This window comes from Sporomusa sp. (assembly GCF_035561155.1).
GTDB lineage: Bacteria > Bacillota > Negativicutes > Sporomusales > Sporomusaceae > Sporomusa.
In genome coordinates this window covers 69,686-86,696 of record NZ_DATMYD010000021.1, presented here as the reverse complement: position 1 = coordinate 86,696, position 17,011 = coordinate 69,686, and the positions used below count along the sequence as shown (strand labels likewise).

Sequence of the window (17,011 nt, the reverse complement as noted above, 5' to 3'; positions counted from 1 at the left end):
CTGTATGGTAGTGTTGTGTTAGCAACTTCACTTTACCAGACATTGGGGTGTTTTTCTATTGTGTCAATCCATATTTTCTGTCGCCATCTGTGCTAATCAATTCAAGGGATTAGGTTGATTTTTTCTCTGCGAAAGTTGAGTAATATAAGAACTATAATCTTTGTCATAACTCTAAACATCTAACGTTTCAGAAGGTGTTACCACCCATAGAGCTTTATAAAAATAATATCCCGAAAGCAGGATGATAATAGTTGCTCCTGCAAATAGCACAGAAAAGCCCATTGTTTCAGCTACAATACCAAGCACAGAAGCCCCAAGAGCATTGCCTACATCACCGGCAGCGGCAATTACACTTAGTGCTGAACCTTTATTAGCCGGACTCACTCGGTCAACAACATAGGCAGCCAGCGTGGGATATATTATACCGAACCCAAAGCCAACCAAAGCGCCGGACAGGGTGAAGGTAAGCGTCGAGGGATACACCGCAAGCAGACCTGTGCTTAATGCGTTGATTAGACTTGCATAAAGAGCCGTCCGTTCCGGGTTCCACCTCTTATTGATTTGGTGTACCATTGCACGGGCAAACACTACGGCTCCACTAAAAGCAATAAAAAATACCGAATAAGCGGCAATGTTTTTGCTAAGAGCTACGAGCGGCACAAATGTAAAGGCTGTACCCAGTGCAAAATTGGACCCGAACAGGCAGACCGCTGGAGCAAGTACTTCTTTTGCCTTCAAGACCTCCCTAAAGGGAATCCGCTTATCCTCGCCGCAATGAATCACTTCATTACTTCTTAGCCACATGAGACTGGTTGCCATGCTGATGCTGGCCAAACCGAGAAAAATCAGGCTAAAAAAGCCATAGCCAGAGAAAATTACCGGCGCGATACTTGTGGCTATTCCCATGCCAATCATTGTACATAAGGAAAAGTAAGCAATTGCTGCCGAAGTGTTTTCCGGACTTTCCACACCACTGGCAAAAGTGATAGCACCTGTTCCGTAGAAAGCCATGGCAATTCCTTGATAGAATCGGATCAACAGGTATTGCCAGAAGCCAGATGCCCAGAAATAGAACGCCAAACCGGCTGCAGTTAATACCTGCCCAAAAAGCGTGATTGATCTGCTTCCCTTGATGTCTACGCTCATGCCCGTCCAGGGCCGCACCACCAAAGCCCCTAGCGAAACAATACCCATAATCAAACCGATTTGAGATTCACTCATGCCCTGCATTTTAAAATAAACAGGTAGGACAGGGGCTAAAAGATTTGTACTAAATATATTGAATAGCTGAACGACAGCAATAATTTGAAATTGTTGGTTACTTAATAAACGCAGTAACATTGACATAACATCACCTTCGTTTATACCGGTCGAAAACAATCTATATTAGATTAGCAGCAAAATCTCAAACCCGGTATACCTTACTATAGGATATACCAAATAGGAACAATCTTCAAGATACCTCTCGGCGCCATTGTCAACCTTAGATACAGCTGGATTAAACTTAATAAATTTTTCCACATATACGATGATTCTTGTTATAATGAAATAAGGCTTATGCCCCGATAACAACCCCTGCAATAACCATGAAAGAGATGATTCTTTGGACACCATAGTAGTATTTATTCTTTTCTTTACTTGTCTGCTTTTTAGCATTTATAACGGAGTGTCTATACTTTACCCTCTTCTTTTAGGGCTTACCTGCTTTACCTTGGTTTCCCTACGCAGAGGTTACACGCTGAGCAATCTGCTTAGCATGATGCTTAGCGGTTCAAAGAAGTCCCTGATTGTTATTAAAATCTTTGTGCTGATTGGTGTAATAACCGCCGTCTGGAGAGCCTGCGGAACGATTTCCTTCATAGTATATTATGGAATAGCTTTTATGAGTGCAAAGTACTTTATACTATCCGCTTTTCTCTTATGCTGCCTAGTATCATTCCTGCTTGGGACCTCCTTCGGTACAGTAGGAACGATCGGTGTCGTGCTTATCGTTCTGGCGAAAAGCGGCAATGTAGATATAAATACGGCAGCAGGCGCCATCATTGCAGGGGCTTATTTTGGTGATAGATGCTCACCCATGTCCTCAAGTGCCAATCTTGTAGCCGCCTTGACAAATACCAAACTGTATATAAATATAAAAAACATGGCAAAAACCTCTGTCATACCCTTTGTACTATCAGTAATAGGCTATATTTATTTATCTCTGGGAAACCCGCTGGCTTTTTATGATAATCAAATTGCAAATGAGATATTGAGTTCTTTTGATATAAACATTATTGTATTGTTCCCCGCTGTCATTATACTCTTGCTTGCCGCTTTCAAGATTGACGTAAAACTATCAATGAGTATCAGCATTTTGTCCGGTATATTGATTGGCCTCTTTGTTCAACATATACCGTTTTTTCAGATGCTCCAATATATAGCCACAGGGTACAGTATGGATAAAAGCGGCTTCTTTGCAGATATAATACAGGGTGGCGGACTATATTCCATGCTGAAGGTTTCTCTTATTGTATTGATTTCTTCTACTTATTCCGGCATTTTTGAGGGCACTGGTTTATTAAATGAAATTGAGCATTTTTTTGAAAGAATCAGCGAAAAAATCAATGTTTACCCCACCGTAATACTGTCAAGCATAGCCACAGCCGCTTTTAGCTGCAACCAAACCCTGGCAGTAATGCTTACTCACCAATTTGCCTACAAGATCTATGAAAAAAGTCGTCTAAGCAACTACAGATTGGCGCTTGACATGGAAAATACCGTCATCTTAATATCCGCTCTAATCCCGTGGAATATTGCAGGAGCAGTTCCTGCCGCAGCACTATCTGCAGATGCAGGCTTCATAATCTATGCATTTTATCTTTTCCTGGTGCCCTTAACTAATTTATTTACACGAAAAATGATAGTTTCACCTGAAAACACTGATAACGAATAGAAGTACATGCCCTTGACATCTCTGCTTGTTTATTGTATTATAATAGAAAAATATAACACTCCTAAAGGGGAGTAGCTCCTAGAACAGAGTCAACATACTGATGAGCAATCATCTGGCTCTGTTGTTGACGATTGTCAATTAGCGAGACCTTTAGTATGGCTAACATGTCATACTAGAGGTCTCGTTTTTTATATATTAAATACATTTTATGGAGGATCCTTATGACAGCATTTTTAACTTCTCTCGTCTTCGTAATTCTTGCAGAGATGGGTGACAAAACTCAGCTTCTGGCTATGGCTTTTGCAACGCGCTACTGTTGGCGAACAGTAATGTGGGGTGTATTTGCCGCCACTATTCTCAATCACCTGTTCGCCGTAGTTGTCGGCAGTTATCTGACTCATTTCATTCCCATGAATTACATCCAGGTTGCAGCTGCAGTATCTTTTATTATCTTCGGCCTTTGGACAATCCGTGGTGATGAACTCAATGGAGAAGATAGAGCCTGTAAACGCAGCCCCTTTTGGACAGTTGCCATTGCATTTTTTATAGCCGAAATGGGAGATAAAACACAGTTGGCCACTGTTGCTTTAGCAGCTCAATTTAATACCATCATCCCCGTATGGCTAGGAACGACTACAGGCATGATGGTAGCTGACGGCATTGGAATCATCATTGGCATTGTTCTGGGCAAAAGAATCCCCGAGCGAGCAGTAAAATGGTTTGCCGCAATTATCTTTATACTTTTTGGCCTCTTTGGCCTGTACGAGTATTTGCCTAGCCAGTACTTAACGCCTGCAACAATTACCGGCAGCTTAGTCACACTTATAATTCTGATCTACCTGGTAGCCCGCATGGGGGGAGACGAAAGTAAGCTCCCCAAAAAGCTCTCACCGGAAGAATAGTTAGAGGTTAAGTAACCATCCCACTTGTTATTTCCGGGGAATAAAGTTACGTCTTATAAATCCCAAAAATCCCTCAATGTATATTAAACTAAATACCACATTTTCCCTGCAAATAATAAAACCAGCACCTATAATGCTGGTTTTATTATTTCACTGTTGATTATTTGGGTAAACCCACCAATCGTAATCACTGTAGGGTTTACATAGTTGTGCCAATTCTCTCCTCTTGGAAATATAACGCTCTTTATATGATTCAAGCGTTCTGCCGTGTTCTGTCATCCCTTCAGGGGAGAACCTTGGGAGAATCTTATTAGTATAGTGAATGCTAAATTGACCGGATTCACATTGAAGCTGTCCCGTTGTTCCGCACATCACGCAACGGACATGGCCAGATGCCGAAATTTGCAGTAGGCTACTATCACAATCTGCGCAGGTTAGTCCCCCAGATGACGATTTATCCCCACCTGGTGGAGCTATTAGACGTTTTACTAATTCGTGAGCCGCAGTTTTAATATCTTCATCTAAGGCTTCTCCGGGAATGGCCGCATGTACAAGCAAATCACCCACCACATCCAAATGTAGAAAGCGGGCAAAATTATTGACTGCCTCCCGGGCATAGCCTTCCCAACTGTTGATGCCATAGGTAACAACGGTAACACACTTTTTCCCGTTAAACTCGTGACTATCACCCATTACCGAAATGAGGCGGTCACCGATAGTCTTAATACTTGTATGGGGCCCTAGAAAATAACATGGAGATGCAATGATCAACGCATCTGCAGCACGGATACGATCCAACAAGAAATCCAGGTCATCCTCAATATTACATTTTTTTCCCGCAGGTAGACAGGCATAGCACGCCTTGCACATCTTTATATTCAAGTCTGTCAAACGGATCATTTCTTTTTGGTTATCTGCAGGCAGTGATGCAAGCATCTCCTTTACCAGCAGTTCGGAATTGCCAGCCCGCCGTGGTGAAGCAACCAGACCAAGTATTTTCAACTATTTACCCTCCTGATTTGTTCATCTTTATCTATTCTAATGATCTCATCAATCTATCCGGAATTAGAGACAGAAATAGAGTACACCAATGAGTATACCTCCGTTGATGATGCCATAGCAAGACATGGTACCCCGGCCTTGTAAATCTTGTAGAAATAGGCATCGAACAGAGGTGCTGATAATCTTTAAGCTGATACTTCCAGCATCTATTTCGGATACCTCCATAAATTCAGTTTCATTTCATGCAGCATCCCTTTACATAGACAGTGAAACACAAGGGTACTATGTGTTTCCACTGTCTACCTAAAGGGAACCGTGCCTTCACTCATTGCGCTGCTATCTCTGCTCACACAGTACCTGCATACCGACAATGCTTCGTGTAATTGCATATTTTTCACAGGGCAATAGAACTTGTTGTCTTTGCTAACAATCTCTTTCCCGCCCTCGAACACCAGACCCGCCGGGTGCAAGGGTTGCTTAGCTATAAAAGTCAAATAAGTAGAAATAAGCAGTATATATTTCTTTAAATCAACCTGCCGCGGGGCGTGTTTATCCAAATACTTGTTGATTCGAGAGGTAAATTCATTAAGTACATCAATGTTTATATCTTCTATGACATCGATACACTCCCTGTTCTTAATCTCAAGAAATGTCTTCAGGTTGTATTCAGCAACCAGAAGAGAAACATTATTGGTATTATTGTCCGCCGGTTGCTGCGCCTGCTCACTAAGCGCGTTTCTCTGAATAATATCTTCTAGGGAAATATAGTCGGCATTTCTTTTTATTAGGTTAAATAATTCCTGGCTATTCATGTTACCCCCGTTCCGGCCCATTGATTGCTTTCTGGATAGCTGCAACAATATTACTTTTAAACACTGCCAGCCCACCCTGTTCAACTTCAATGGGCACCCGAGTGTACTCGAAAAATTCAAGTATCATTTCATCCGTAATCTCACAAACGCCGGTATCAAAGAGTAATATCTTATCATAGGAGCCAAAACTCTGCCTAAGTGCAACCTCATCTAATCCCCAACCGGAATCAAAGACTTCTCGCCAATTGATTAACCACCCGGGAGTTAGGTAAAAAGTCTTAGAGCTTTTGTCAATCTCGTGCATCCTCTCTCCCAGGATCAGTTCAATGCAATTAGACTGCTCAAACCTGACTAGATGATGATCTTTCAAAAATTCATCGAATTCCGGGTGGCATTTAGAACCATAAAGAAGGATAATCCTATCTGCAGTTATGACATTAAGTGCTTTAAGGACAGCGTCTTTTAAGTGTTTTAAATTGACATGCAGACTTAATGGTAAATAAGTAACCACTAACTCACAATCAAATAGTCTTTCTTTTCTAATTTGAGCCAAGACCTCTTCTAGTTCCGGCTGATAGATCCCGCATGCCAAAAAACATACCTTCATGATTTTCCTCCTTGCCAAATTCAAAGACGGTTTATTGTCTGGCAAACTTTCCAACAGTTAAACCAGAAATACTGGGCCAAATATAGCAACGATTGGCGGAACCGCTAATCGTTGCTGTTCTCATAACGATCGTAAAGTGGTCTGGTTATACCAAGTCAACTTAGTTACTAAACACTTTTTTAATAACGTGCATATACACGTATACTATTATTTTTTACTATATACCTTAAGACCTCTCACGTCAATAGTAAAAAGTCTACGAAAATTCTTCATGATAGCTTTTGCAGAATCCTGCACCACCGCACAGTAAACTTATAACAAATTTAGAAGGATATTGCAATTTACTAGCGAAATAATATATATTACTTAGACAAATTTTGTATTATAAGGAAAATATATCATTTAATTACGTGATTACATCCATTGTGACGTAATAGTATAGTATATAAATCGTGAGGTGCTACACTATTTTGAGGAGCCGGAAACGATGAAAAAAATCAATCTAACAACAAAACTGAACTTTAAAATAGTTTTTGTTGTTTTGTTGCTAATGATCACTGTAACTGCTTATAACCATTGGCTCTATGTACAAGAGGAGAACAATAAAAATGTCGCTTTGGCTATGTCTATTACCGAGTTCCTTGTTCAAAAAAAGCCTGCCGGTTCCTTTTCGGAAATTGCCGCAAGACAAGGTAGCACTAATCAGCCGGTTCAGGAGCAGGTTTTGGCTATCAATAAAGAGCTTCAACCTATTTTGAATGATATATTCGTGCCGGTGAACATAATAAAATTTGGTTTTTACTCTCGAGAGTATGAACGCATTGTTGCCATTGGTCCACAGTTAGATACTTCGTTACTTATCGGCATTGATCCTTGTAAAATTAGAACAATCTATGCAACAAATAGCGCTCAACTGATAAAAAATAAAAACTCAATTGTGTGGCATGGCGCAAATACACTTGCCTACACTAAACCAATTAGTGAAAATGGCGTTATCATTGGCCATGCGTTTGCTTCTATCAACCAGGATGCCGTTTACTCAGCGATTTGGAAGCGGACAATAATTACCTTTTTAGGTGCCTTTCTCATGTTATTAGTATGTGTCGCCATTTTTCGCGAGTTGTTTGTTAAATTAAAAAAAGACCTTCAATTATTCGCTGAATCAATTCTTGATGGGCGCACTTACAATTATGAGAGTGAAATCGAGGAGTTCACCCCTATCCTAAAATACATCAGTGAACAAACGGAAAAAATGACAAAACTGGACAGATTGAACATAATCGGCGAAATGGCTGCTGGTATTGCCCATGAAATACGAAATCCGATGACAACAGTGAGGGGATTTTTGCAGTATTTAAGTGCTAAACAAGAATTCACAAAACAAAAAGAGAACTTCGGCCTTATGATCGATGAGCTAGACCGTGCCAACAGTATTATTACCGAATTTTTATCACTTGCTAAAAATAGGGCCATGGAATTTAGCGAAATTAACTTAAATACCATTATACATGATATTTATCCATTGCTGCAGGCAGATGCTATGCGTAATAATTGTGAGATTAAGGTTACTTTAGGCGATATTCCTAATGTGTCTGTAGACCAGAACAGTATCCGTCAACTTATTTTAAATATGGTACGAAACGGGCTGGACGCCATGCCTGGAAGCGGGATAATTAACATTTACACTGAAACAACTGACTCTAAAGTACTATTATCTATAAAAGATTGCGGAATAGGTATTCCACCGGAAATCCGGGATAAGCTTGGAACACCTTTTTTTACCACTAAAGAGCAAGGCACCGGCTTAGGTTTAGCTATTTGTTACCAGATCGTACAACGTCATTCAGCAACACTTACTATTGACAGCGAGCAAGGGAAAGGGACTACCTTTACAATAGCTTTTAACCATTGCTGACATTGTACACTATTGGTCAACATAATAATACAACTCATATATCTGAGGTGAATATATGGCCGAAAGAATAATCACCATGTCCTTTTTGCTTGGAAGTATTATCTATCTGTTTGGAGCACAACAACTTACCTTTGGCACTGTAGAGTCACCGAAATCTGGGTTTCTTCCTCATCTGGCAGGACTGGTTGGAATCGCGTTGTCATTGGTGCTTCTTATCATCCAATTACGCACGAAAAAAACGATAGTGAAGGATACGGTCGACTGGACAAAGTTCCTTTTTGTCATTATTGGGCTGTTAGTTTATATTACCATTCTAAATACTATCGGTTATCTTGCTGCGGCATTTATATTCCTGCTCTATTTGTTTAAGGTAGCCGATACAGGGGGCTGGATATTTCCGGTTGCAATGGCGGCCTGCAGTTCGGCAGTATTTTATCTTGTATTTGGGCACTATTTAGCAGTTACGTTACCATAAGGTTACGGGGGTAAAAAAATTGGAAATATTGAGCCTGTTGCTGCAAGGGTTTACTATTAGCATCATTCCAGCCAATTTGCTAGCCTGTACCATTGGGGTTCTTATCGGTACACTGGTGGGGGTACTTCCAGGAATTGATACTATCAGCACTATTGCCTTGCTACTCCCCTTTAGCTATGGCATGGATAGTACAGCTGCATTAATCATGTTTGCAGGAATCTATTATGGATCAAAGTATGGCGGTTCGACAACCTCAATTCTGCTAAATGTTCCTGGGGAAGCCGCATCAGTGGTTACCTGTCTGGATGGCTACCCTATGGCACAGCAAGGACGGGCAGGAGCGGCGCTGGCGGTGTCGGCAATTGGTTCTTTTATCGCCAGTACCATCGGCGTGATTGGACTTACCCTTTTCGCCCCCCCTTTAGCTCAGGCTGCGCTGGCCTTTGGCCCACCGGAATACTTTGCCCTTGCCCTGGTAGGACTAATCATTCTAACTAATCTGACTGGCACCTCTGCGCTTAAGTCGGCTATGATGGTTGTCTTCGGGATTATGCTGGGAACCATTGGGCTGGACAGCTTGTCTGGTATCAGCCGTTTTACCCTAGGTTTGGATGAACTGGATAGAGGTTTCGAATTATCAATTTTAGCTATGGGGATGTTTGGCATTGGAGAAATCCTCACTGTGATGACAAAGCCGACCGCGCCCCCCACCCTGCCATCCATACGCTTTCGGGATTTATACCCTACCAAAGAAGAGTGGCGGCGTTCAGTCCCACCGATGTTTCGTGGTGGGATTGTCGGTTTTCTGGTAGGTTTATTGCCTGGTCCGGCGGCAACAATCGCCAGTTTTGTATCCTACGCACTAGAAAAACGCTGCAGCAAAAACCCCGCTGAATTTGGTTATGGCGCTATTGAAGGGGTGGCCGGCCCCGAGTCAGCCAACAACTCTGCAATTTCGGCCACAATGATCCCTTTATTATCTTTAGGACTGCCCTTTTGTGGTGCTACAGCTATTTTACTCAGTGGCTTTATGATTCATGGCATTACCCCTGGCCCGGCACTAATAACACAGCAGCCTGACCTGTTTTGGGGATTGATTGCCAGTATGTATATTGGCAGTGTACTTCTGTTGATTATTAATTTGCCGCTCATCGGTATTTTTGTTCAAATGCTTAAAACACCACTTAATATTCTGATGCCGCTAGTAGCCTTACTGACCCTAACCGGAGCCTATTCCATCAATAATAGCATGTCTGATTTGCTATGGATCATTGTTTTTGGCGTAATCGGTTTTTTCCTGCGCCGGACAGGTTTTGAACCAGGACCACTGCTAATTGGTGTCATTCTCGGGCCGGGGTTAGAACAAGGATTAGTACGGGGATTAATTATTTGCGATGGCAACATCTGGTCACTCTTTACCCGCCCTCTTTCTGGCAGCATTCTAGCACTGGGAGCGCTAGTCATTCTCTATAACACGACGAACTGGTTTATTAAGGCCAATAAGCGGCGAAGGGAGGAAACCTTTTAATAAATTAGTATAAGATGTAAGGAGGCAAGCTTGCAGTGCAGAAAAAATCACTAATTTTGTCGTCAGTATGTTTATTCCTTATTTCAATAATAATGGGAGGTTGTGCCGCTATGCAAAATACACCGGCAACTACGGCTACGAAATTCCCTGACAAACCGATTACCGTAATCGTACCTTTCAGCGTTGGTTCAGGTGTGGATTTGACAGCTCGGTCACTGGAAAAAATGGTGCCCAAATATTTAGGACAGCCCTTGGTTGTTATTAATAAGTCAGGGGGAGCAGGTGCAATCGGTTGGAATGAACTTGCTGGAGCAAACCCGGATGGCTACACAATTGGCATAGCCGGTATTGAAGCGTTATTGCTGCCGTTCTATGGATCGACCAAATATGATTATCCAACCGCATTAGAGCCATTAGCGCAGGTTGCAGCAGTACCGTCAGTATTGGCTGTTCAAGCCGGTCAACCATGGCAAACCCTTGATGCCCTAATCGAACATGCGAAAAAACATCCAGGCCAACTAAAGTTTGCCCACGGCGGCGTGGGATCGTTCCCTCATGTACTTGGCGAAATGTTTGCTCAAGCGACCGGCATTACACTTGAGCAGGTTCCCTTTTCTGGAGGAGGGGAGACGGTTGCCGCCTTGCTAGGTGGACATGTTCAACTTGTTTTTGTTAATCCCACTTTAGTCAAAGAACATGTTAAAAACGGTACAATAAGAATCCTGGCCGTGACAGGCAAACAGCGGCTAACTGACCCCGTACTGGCAGAGGTCCTAACTTTTCAAGAGCAAGGCCTTGATATTACTTTAACTAATTGGCATGGAGTCGCAGTTCCTAAAGAAATGCCGGTTGAAGTAAAAAACAAGTTGGCTGAAGGATTCAAAGCAATTATTACCGACCCCGAATTCATAAAGAATATGAATAATGCTGGACTGCAAGTTGAATATTTAGACCCCAAAGAATCACAAGCCAAGTGGCTGGCGGATAGCCAAAAACTTGCAAAAACATTGCAAGCTACTGGTGTTTTAGAACGAATTAAAGCTCAGAAGAAATAGATCTAGACTTGCTAAACAAGTACCTGCCACCAGCAAAAGCGCCCTCGTGTTTTCCGAGGTTACGGAGGGGGTTCCAATCACGCTCCCCCCAGAAAAAAGACGTCGGCGAAATTATGAAGTTTTTTCATCATCTTCGTACAGTTGTCATCGCTGAGCTACCCAAAAAGGGAAGAAGCACTTTGTTTGAGGGCAAACCCTTTATATTGACGTAAAAGGAGGCAAGCGTGCAGTGCAGAAAAAATCACTAATGTTATCGGCAGTATGTGTATTCCTTATTTCACTACTAATGGGAGGTTGTGCCGCTATGCAAAGTACACCGGCCACTACGACTACGAAATACCCGGACAAACCAATTACCGTAATCGTACCTTTCAGCGCAGGCGGAGGTTCGGACTTAACAGCTCGTTCACTGGAAAAACTGGCCCCTACATATTTAGGACAACCATTGATTGTTGTAAATAAACCTGGGGGAGCAGGTGCTATCGGTTGGAATGAATTGGCGGGAGCAAGTCCGGATGGCTACACCGTTGGTATAGCTGCCATTGACATGTTATTGCTACCCCTCTATGGGTCGACCAAATATGATTATCCAACCGCACTAGAGCCGCTGGTGCAAGTTGCAGCAGTACCACAGGTATTGGCAATTAAAACCGATCAACCATGGAGAACACTTCCTGAGCTAATTGAATTTGCAAGAAACCATCCTGGTCAACTAAAGTTTGGTCACAGTGGCGTAGGATCATTTAGTCATATACTTGGCGAAATGCTTTGTCAAGTAGGTGGCGTTACGATTGAACAAGTTCCTTTTTCTGGAGCAGGTGAAGTGACTACCGCTTTACTAGGTGGACATGTTCACTTTGTATTTGTTAATCCTATGGCAGCCAAAGAACATGTAAAAAATGGTACAGTAAGAATCCTTGCAGTAACTGGTGAACAACGGATGGTTGACCCAATTCTGGCAAAAATACCAACTTTTAAAGAACAAGGCTTTGATATTATATTAAAAAGTTGGTTTGGAGTTGCAGTTCCAAAAGACATGCCTTCTGAGATAAAAAGCAAATTGGCTGAAGGCTTCAAATCAATTATTACAGATCCCGAATTTACAAGAAACATGAGTAATTTTGGACTTCCAGTTGAATATTTAGGTCCCAAAGAATCACAAGCCAATTGGCTTGCAGATAGCCAACAACTTACAAAAACATTGCAAGATTCTGGTGTTTTAGAGCGAATTAAAGCCCAGAAAAAATAGATCTAAACTTGCTTAATAAGTACCTGCCATCAACAACGGTGCCATTGTGTTTTCCGAGATTACGGGGGTTTTTCAATCACATCTCCCGCCGGAAAGACATAGGCGGGAATAAACTAGCTTTAGTCTACTGTACTATTGAACCCGACATTTTTCATCGCGGAGCTATCCGAAGAGGGATGAAGCACTTTGTTTGAAGGCAATCCCTAAATTATATTGACGTAAAAGGAGGCAAGCGTGCAGTGCAAAAAAAATCACTAATGTTATCGGCAGTATATGTATTCCTTATTTCACTACTAATGGGAGGTTGTGCCGCTATGCAAAGTACACCGGCCACTACGACTACGAAATACCCGGACAAACCAATTACCGTAATCGTACCTTTCAGCGCCGGCGGAGGTTTGGATTTGACAGCCCGATCCTTGGAGAAGCTAGCCCCCAAGTATTTAGGCCAGCCATTGATAGTGGTTAATAAGCCCGGGGGAGCAGGCGCTATCGGTTGGGGTGAACTGGCGGGAGCAAGCCCGGATGGTTATACTGTTGGCATAACTGGCATTGATATGTTATTACTGCCGCTCTATGGATCGGCCAAATATGATTATCCAACCGCATTAACCCCGATTGCGCAAGTTGCAGCATCACCGATGGTACTGGCAGTTCAAGCTAATAAACCATGGCAAACACTTGATGACTTAATTAAATACGCCAAAAAAAATCCAGGAGAGCTCAAATTTGGTCACGGTGGCGTAGGATCGTTTCCACATCTACTAGGCGAGATGTTTGGGCAAGCAGCCAGCATTACCATTGAGCAAGTTCCCTTTTCTGGAGCGGGTGAAGCTACTGCCGCCTTACTAGGTGGTCATGTTCAACTTAGCTTTGTTAACCCAATGGTAGTCAAAGAACATATGAAAAATGGTACAGTTAGGGTCTTGGCAGTGACCGGCGAACAGCGGATAAGCGACCCCGTACTGGCGCAGGTACCTACTTTTAAAGAGCAAGGCCTTGATGTTATTTTAACTAATTGGTATGGGGTTGCAGTTCCTAAAGAAATGCCGGTGCAAGTGAAAAACAAATTATCTGAAGGGTTCAAGGCCATTATTACTGACCCCGAATTTGTAAAAAGCATGAGTAATGTTGGGTTAAAAGTTGAATATCTAGGACCCCAGGAATCACAAACCAAATGGCTTGCCGATAGCCAGAAACTTACAAAAACATTGCAAGATACCGGTGTTTTAGAAAAAATCAAATCCCAGCGGAAATAGACCTAAACATCCCTATCAAGAATCTGCCGCCAACAAAGATGTCCTCCAAGTTTTCCGAGATTACAGGGGTATTCTCATCCCTACCTGGGAAAAGACGTTGGCGGAATTATGAATTTTTTTATCATCTCCTTTATCTACTCCCACGATTAAACTAGCTTTAGTCATATTGACGTAAAGGAGGCAAGCGTGCATTGCAGAAAAAATCACTAATGTTATTGGCAGTATGTGTATTCCTCATTGCAATAATAATAGGAGGTTGTGCCGCTATGCAAAGTACACCGGCAACTACGACTACAAAATTCCCTGACAAACCGATTACCGTAATCGTACCTTTCAGCGTTGGGTCAGGATTGGATCTGACAGCCCGGTCACTGGAGAAAATGGCACCTAAACATTTAGGACAACCGTTGGTTATTATTAATAAACCCGGGGGAGCGGGCACTATCGGTTGGAATGAGCTGGCTGGAACAACCCCGGATGGCTACACGATTGGCATAACTGCTGTTGACATGTTATTACTACCGCTCTATGGCTCGGCCAAATATGATTACCCCACCGCTTTACAGCCACTTGCTCAGGTTACAGCAGTACCTCTGGTACTGGCAGTTCAATCCGGTCAACCATGGCAAACACTTAATGACCTAATTGAATATGCCAAAAAGCATCCAGGACAACTAAAATTTGGTAATGGTGGCGTAGGAGGTTTTACCCATGTACTGGGTGAATCAGTTGCCCAAGCAGCCGGTATTTCAATTGAACAGGTTCCGTTTTCGGGAGGCGGTGAGGCGACTAGCGCCTTACTAGGGGGACATGTTGAACTGATTTTTGTTAATCCCATGATCATCAAAGAACATGTTAAAAATGGTACTGTAAGAGCCCTGGCCGTGACTGGCGAACATCGCGTTAGTGACCCGATACTGGCGCAAATACCAACCTTTAAAGAGCAAGGACTTGATATTTCTTTAAATAATTGGTTTGGGGTCGCAGTTCCTAAAGAAATGCCAGTCGAAGTAAAAAACAAGTTATCTGAAGGATTCAAGGCCATTATTACTGACCCCGAATTTACAAAGAACATGAGTAATGTTGGACTCCCTGTTGAATATTTAGGACCCCAAGAATCACAAGCCAAATGGCTGGCTGATAGTCAAAAACTTACAAAAACACTGCAAGATACCGGTGTTTTAGAAAAAATCAAAGCCCAGCGGAAATAGATCGAAAGTACGCACTTGCATAACTAAACGTTCCAGGGTGTCATAAGCAAAGGACTTGAGCCATATTTACAATGGTTCAAGTCCTTTGTTCATTTATATCACTTAAAAAGACTTCGCCAAAGATAAAAGGTCGCATATGCTTCCCAGCCTTGCCATGGCAAGGCCAGACGCTTAAGGTAATCAGGAGTAGGCTTTTTAGACGCCGCTAACCGTACCTTTACAGCATTTTGTAAACCGACATCACCTACAGGAAAAGCTGTTAGCTGTCTAAGGCATTTCAACAGCACATAGTCAGCTGTCCATTCCCCAACTCCCTTAAGGCTTACCAGTCTTTTTTTCATATCTGCCAGTGTTGGTTCACGAAGTAGGCTTTCCTTGGTTAGTTGACTGTCCATAATAGCCTGGGCCGCACCGATGAGATAGGCCGCTTTCTGCTTAGAAAACTGCATCGACACAAAATCATCAACAGTCAAATGTGCCACTTTTTCCGGCAAAGGAAAAAGCCAATACCGGCGGCCCTCGTAATCCGTATGCTCACCAAAAGCTTGTACAAAACGCCGTTTTAAATTATAGGCAAACGTCAAATTTATTTGCTGCCCGATAATAGCCCAAGCAAGTGCCTCAAACAAATTGGGTATGCCTACAATATATAGCCCCTGATAGTTGTGAACTACTGGGGCCAGAACCGCATCTGCTCGCGCCATTTCGTAGAACGGCCTGATATCTGTATCAAGGTTGAACCATTCCACCACATATTGTCTTACTACTGCCTGTGATGTGCTATTGCCGTCATATCCGGAAAACTTGACCAACAGCTTATTTGCCTTAGGTGCAGTGATTTCCAGTATTACATGACACCCATTTACCCTAATTGCTTTATAAATTGTCCCCGCTTCTACGATATACAAGCAATCTAGCGGGGATAATCGAAGAAAATCCACCTGCTTATCAAAGCAGAATTCCGCTGGCGTATCTATTTCAATATGCTGTCCTGATAGCTTCATATGGAATCACGATCTGCTTTTATTTTGGCCTTTCTCTGCTCCATGATAAGCAATCTTTGTTTAAGGTCAAGTCCTCCCCGGTAGCCTGTAAGTGAACCGTTTGCGCCAACAACGCGGTGACAGGGAATAAATATCGGGATTGGGTTACGGTTGTTCGCAAGTCCAACAGCGCGGGCTGCCTTCGGGTTGCCTACTCTTACAGCGATTTCTTTATAGGAAGCTGTTTTGCTGTAGGGTATCTCACAAAGGCTTGCCCAAACCTGTTTCATAAAGACTGTGCCAGCAGGCGCAAGCGGCAGGTTAAATTCTTCGATTGTACCCGAGAGATAAGCGTAAAGTTGCTGAGCAGCTTCTTTAAGGATAGGTGTTTCACACAGATCGCTGTCCTGTGGCACAGGGTCTTCTGCAAAATAAAGATTTGTAATGCTGCCACTCTGTTCGGCTATGCCGATTTTGCCTATATCAGTCTGATAGAAATATAGTCCCATTACAAACCACCTCGTTTTTTTCTAAGCTTATTAGGTGTGTGCCCTATTTGCGCTTTAAAGCATTTATAAAAATTAGATAAGCTTATAAAACCTGCCGTATAAGCAACTTCAAGAATATTGATATCTGTTTGTTCAAGTAGCTTTACCGCCTCGTCTACTCTTAGTTTTGCTAAATATTGCGCCGGGGTAAGCCCTATGTGCTGTTTAAAAAGCCGAGCTAATTGGGTTGCACTCACGCCCAGTTGTTTTGAAATCTCGCTTACATCGATTGACTGGTTATATTGTTGGGTAAATATCGCTAGCGCTTTTCTCACAAGCTCTAAATCCGGTTCAAAAACCATCACATCCGGACGGCATTTTTTACACGGGCGAAAACCTGCTGCGATTGCCTTGTCTGAATCACTGAAGAAAACTACGTTTTCACGCATCGGAGTTTTTGCCCTGCACGATGGACGGCAAAAGATACCTGTCGTTTTTACCCCATAGAAAAACAGACCATCACAGTTCTTGTCACACTCTACAACGGCCTGCCATTTAGCACCCTCGGGAATACAACCGGTCTTTTTCAT

Annotated in this window: 16 protein-coding genes; 9 read left to right on the top strand and 7 right to left on the bottom strand. The window is 42.6% G+C overall.

What is annotated here, in order from left to right; translation table 11 throughout:
- Positions 1-171: 171 nt before the first annotated feature.
- Positions 172-1,347, bottom strand: coding sequence for an MFS transporter (locus VN447_RS03800; RefSeq protein WP_325522975.1), 1,176 nt, complete (start codon positions 1,345-1,347; stop codon positions 172-174).
- Positions 1,348-1,603: 256 nt separating this feature from the next.
- Here VN447_RS03800 and VN447_RS03795 point away from each other — a divergent pair, with 256 nt between their 5' ends.
- Together VN447_RS03795 and VN447_RS03790 are read left to right on the top strand one after the other, a co-directional pair.
- Positions 1,604-2,935: a Na+/H+ antiporter NhaC family protein gene (locus VN447_RS03795; RefSeq protein WP_325522973.1), complete on the top strand. Its 1,332-nt coding sequence runs from the start codon at positions 1,604-1,606 to the stop codon at positions 2,933-2,935.
- 221 nt (positions 2,936-3,156) lie between these two features.
- Positions 3,157-3,837, top strand: a complete 681-nt coding sequence (locus tag VN447_RS03790; protein ID WP_325522971.1) for a TMEM165/GDT1 family protein — start codon at positions 3,157-3,159, stop codon at positions 3,835-3,837.
- 150 nt (positions 3,838-3,987) lie between these two features.
- Here the strand turns inward: VN447_RS03790 and VN447_RS03785 are convergent, their stop codons facing one another.
- The 3 genes from VN447_RS03785 to VN447_RS03775 form a co-directional block, all read right to left on the bottom strand.
- A complete protein-coding gene (locus VN447_RS03785; RefSeq protein WP_325522969.1) occupies positions 3,988-4,839 on the bottom strand; it encodes a flavodoxin family protein in 852 nt (283 codons plus the stop codon).
- 299 nt (positions 4,840-5,138) lie between these two features.
- On the bottom strand, positions 5,139-5,651 hold the full coding sequence (locus VN447_RS03780) for a DUF2115 family protein (protein WP_325522967.1): 513 nt from the start codon (positions 5,649-5,651) through the stop codon (positions 5,139-5,141).
- A gap of 1 nt (position 5,652) precedes the next feature.
- Positions 5,653-6,258: a DUF1638 domain-containing protein gene (locus tag VN447_RS03775; protein ID WP_325522965.1), complete on the bottom strand. Its 606-nt coding sequence runs from the start codon at positions 6,256-6,258 to the stop codon at positions 5,653-5,655.
- Positions 6,259-6,745: 487 nt separating this feature from the next.
- Between VN447_RS03775 and VN447_RS03770 the strand changes: the two genes are divergently transcribed.
- The 7 genes from VN447_RS03770 (at position 6,746) to VN447_RS03740 (ending at position 14,950) form a co-directional block, all read left to right on the top strand.
- Complete coding sequence (locus VN447_RS03770) at positions 6,746-8,173, top strand: ATP-binding protein (protein WP_325522963.1); 1,428 nt, start codon at positions 6,746-6,748, stop codon at positions 8,171-8,173.
- A gap of 55 nt (positions 8,174-8,228) precedes the next feature.
- Positions 8,229-8,648, top strand: a complete 420-nt coding sequence (locus VN447_RS03765) for a tripartite tricarboxylate transporter TctB family protein (RefSeq protein ID WP_325522961.1) — start codon at positions 8,229-8,231, stop codon at positions 8,646-8,648.
- A gap of 19 nt (positions 8,649-8,667) precedes the next feature.
- Entirely contained in the window at positions 8,668-10,176 is a 1,509-nt protein-coding gene (locus tag VN447_RS03760) for a tripartite tricarboxylate transporter permease (RefSeq protein ID WP_325522959.1), read from the top strand.
- Between the two features lie 110 nt (positions 10,177-10,286).
- Positions 10,287-11,231 (top strand): tripartite tricarboxylate transporter substrate binding protein, encoded by a 945-nt coding sequence (locus VN447_RS03755; RefSeq protein WP_325522957.1) that lies wholly within the window; start codon positions 10,287-10,289, stop codon positions 11,229-11,231.
- Positions 11,232-11,535: 304 nt separating this feature from the next.
- Complete coding sequence (locus VN447_RS03750) at positions 11,536-12,480, top strand: tripartite tricarboxylate transporter substrate binding protein (RefSeq protein WP_325522982.1); 945 nt, start codon at positions 11,536-11,538, stop codon at positions 12,478-12,480.
- 314 nt (positions 12,481-12,794) lie between these two features.
- Positions 12,795-13,739: a tripartite tricarboxylate transporter substrate binding protein gene (locus VN447_RS03745; RefSeq protein WP_325522980.1), complete on the top strand. Its 945-nt coding sequence runs from the start codon at positions 12,795-12,797 to the stop codon at positions 13,737-13,739.
- 266 nt (positions 13,740-14,005) lie between these two features.
- On the top strand, positions 14,006-14,950 hold the full coding sequence (locus VN447_RS03740) for a tripartite tricarboxylate transporter substrate binding protein (RefSeq protein WP_325522954.1): 945 nt from the start codon (positions 14,006-14,008) through the stop codon (positions 14,948-14,950).
- 98 nt (positions 14,951-15,048) lie between these two features.
- Here the strand turns inward: VN447_RS03740 and VN447_RS03735 are convergent, their stop codons facing one another.
- From VN447_RS03735 to VN447_RS03725, 3 genes are read right to left on the bottom strand one after another with little or no spacing between them, the layout of a single operon-like run.
- The gene (locus tag VN447_RS03735; protein ID WP_325522952.1) at positions 15,049-15,954 is read right to left on the bottom strand and encodes a hypothetical protein; all 906 of its coding nucleotides are present in this window, start codon (positions 15,952-15,954) and stop codon (positions 15,049-15,051) included.
- Entirely contained in the window at positions 15,951-16,442 is a 492-nt protein-coding gene (locus tag VN447_RS03730) for a methylated-DNA--[protein]-cysteine S-methyltransferase (protein ID WP_325522950.1), read from the bottom strand. The genes VN447_RS03735 and VN447_RS03730 overlap by 4 nt, the downstream gene beginning before the upstream one ends.
- Positions 16,442-17,011: a bifunctional transcriptional activator/DNA repair enzyme AdaA gene (locus tag VN447_RS03725; RefSeq protein ID WP_325522948.1), complete on the bottom strand. Its 570-nt coding sequence runs from the start codon at positions 17,009-17,011 to the stop codon at positions 16,442-16,444. The genes VN447_RS03730 and VN447_RS03725 overlap by 1 nt, the downstream gene beginning before the upstream one ends.

What these genes read in the sequence shown, in the direction of transcription:
- VN447_RS03800 (WP_325522975.1), bottom strand. Translation starts at nt 1,347, where the DNA reads ATGTCAATGTTACTGCGTTTATTAAGTAACCAACAATTTCAAATTATT.
- VN447_RS03730 (WP_325522950.1), bottom strand. Translation starts at nt 16,442, where the DNA reads ATGGGACTATATTTCTATCAGACTGATATAGGCAAAATCGGCATAGCC.
- VN447_RS03735 (WP_325522952.1), bottom strand. Translation starts at nt 15,954, where the DNA reads ATGAAGCTATCAGGACAGCATATTGAAATAGATACGCCAGCGGAATTC.
- VN447_RS03755 (WP_325522957.1), top strand. Translation starts at nt 10,287, where the DNA reads ATGCAAAATACACCGGCAACTACGGCTACGAAATTCCCTGACAAACCG.
- VN447_RS03775 (WP_325522965.1), bottom strand. Translation starts at nt 6,258, where the DNA reads ATGAAGGTATGTTTTTTGGCATGCGGGATCTATCAGCCGGAACTAGAA.
- VN447_RS03745 (WP_325522980.1), top strand. Translation starts at nt 12,795, where the DNA reads ATGCAAAGTACACCGGCCACTACGACTACGAAATACCCGGACAAACCA.
- VN447_RS03790 (WP_325522971.1), top strand. Translation starts at nt 3,157, where the DNA reads ATGACAGCATTTTTAACTTCTCTCGTCTTCGTAATTCTTGCAGAGATG.
- VN447_RS03765 (WP_325522961.1), top strand. Translation starts at nt 8,229, where the DNA reads ATGGCCGAAAGAATAATCACCATGTCCTTTTTGCTTGGAAGTATTATC.
- VN447_RS03750 (WP_325522982.1), top strand. Translation starts at nt 11,536, where the DNA reads ATGCAAAGTACACCGGCCACTACGACTACGAAATACCCGGACAAACCA.
- VN447_RS03780 (WP_325522967.1), bottom strand. Translation starts at nt 5,651, where the DNA reads ATGAATAGCCAGGAATTATTTAACCTAATAAAAAGAAATGCCGACTAT.
- VN447_RS03740 (WP_325522954.1), top strand. Translation starts at nt 14,006, where the DNA reads ATGCAAAGTACACCGGCAACTACGACTACAAAATTCCCTGACAAACCG.
- VN447_RS03770 (WP_325522963.1), top strand. Translation starts at nt 6,746, where the DNA reads ATGAAAAAAATCAATCTAACAACAAAACTGAACTTTAAAATAGTTTTT.
- VN447_RS03725 (WP_325522948.1), bottom strand. Translation starts at nt 17,011, where the DNA reads ATGAAAAAGACCGGTTGTATTCCCGAGGGTGCTAAATGGCAGGCCGTT.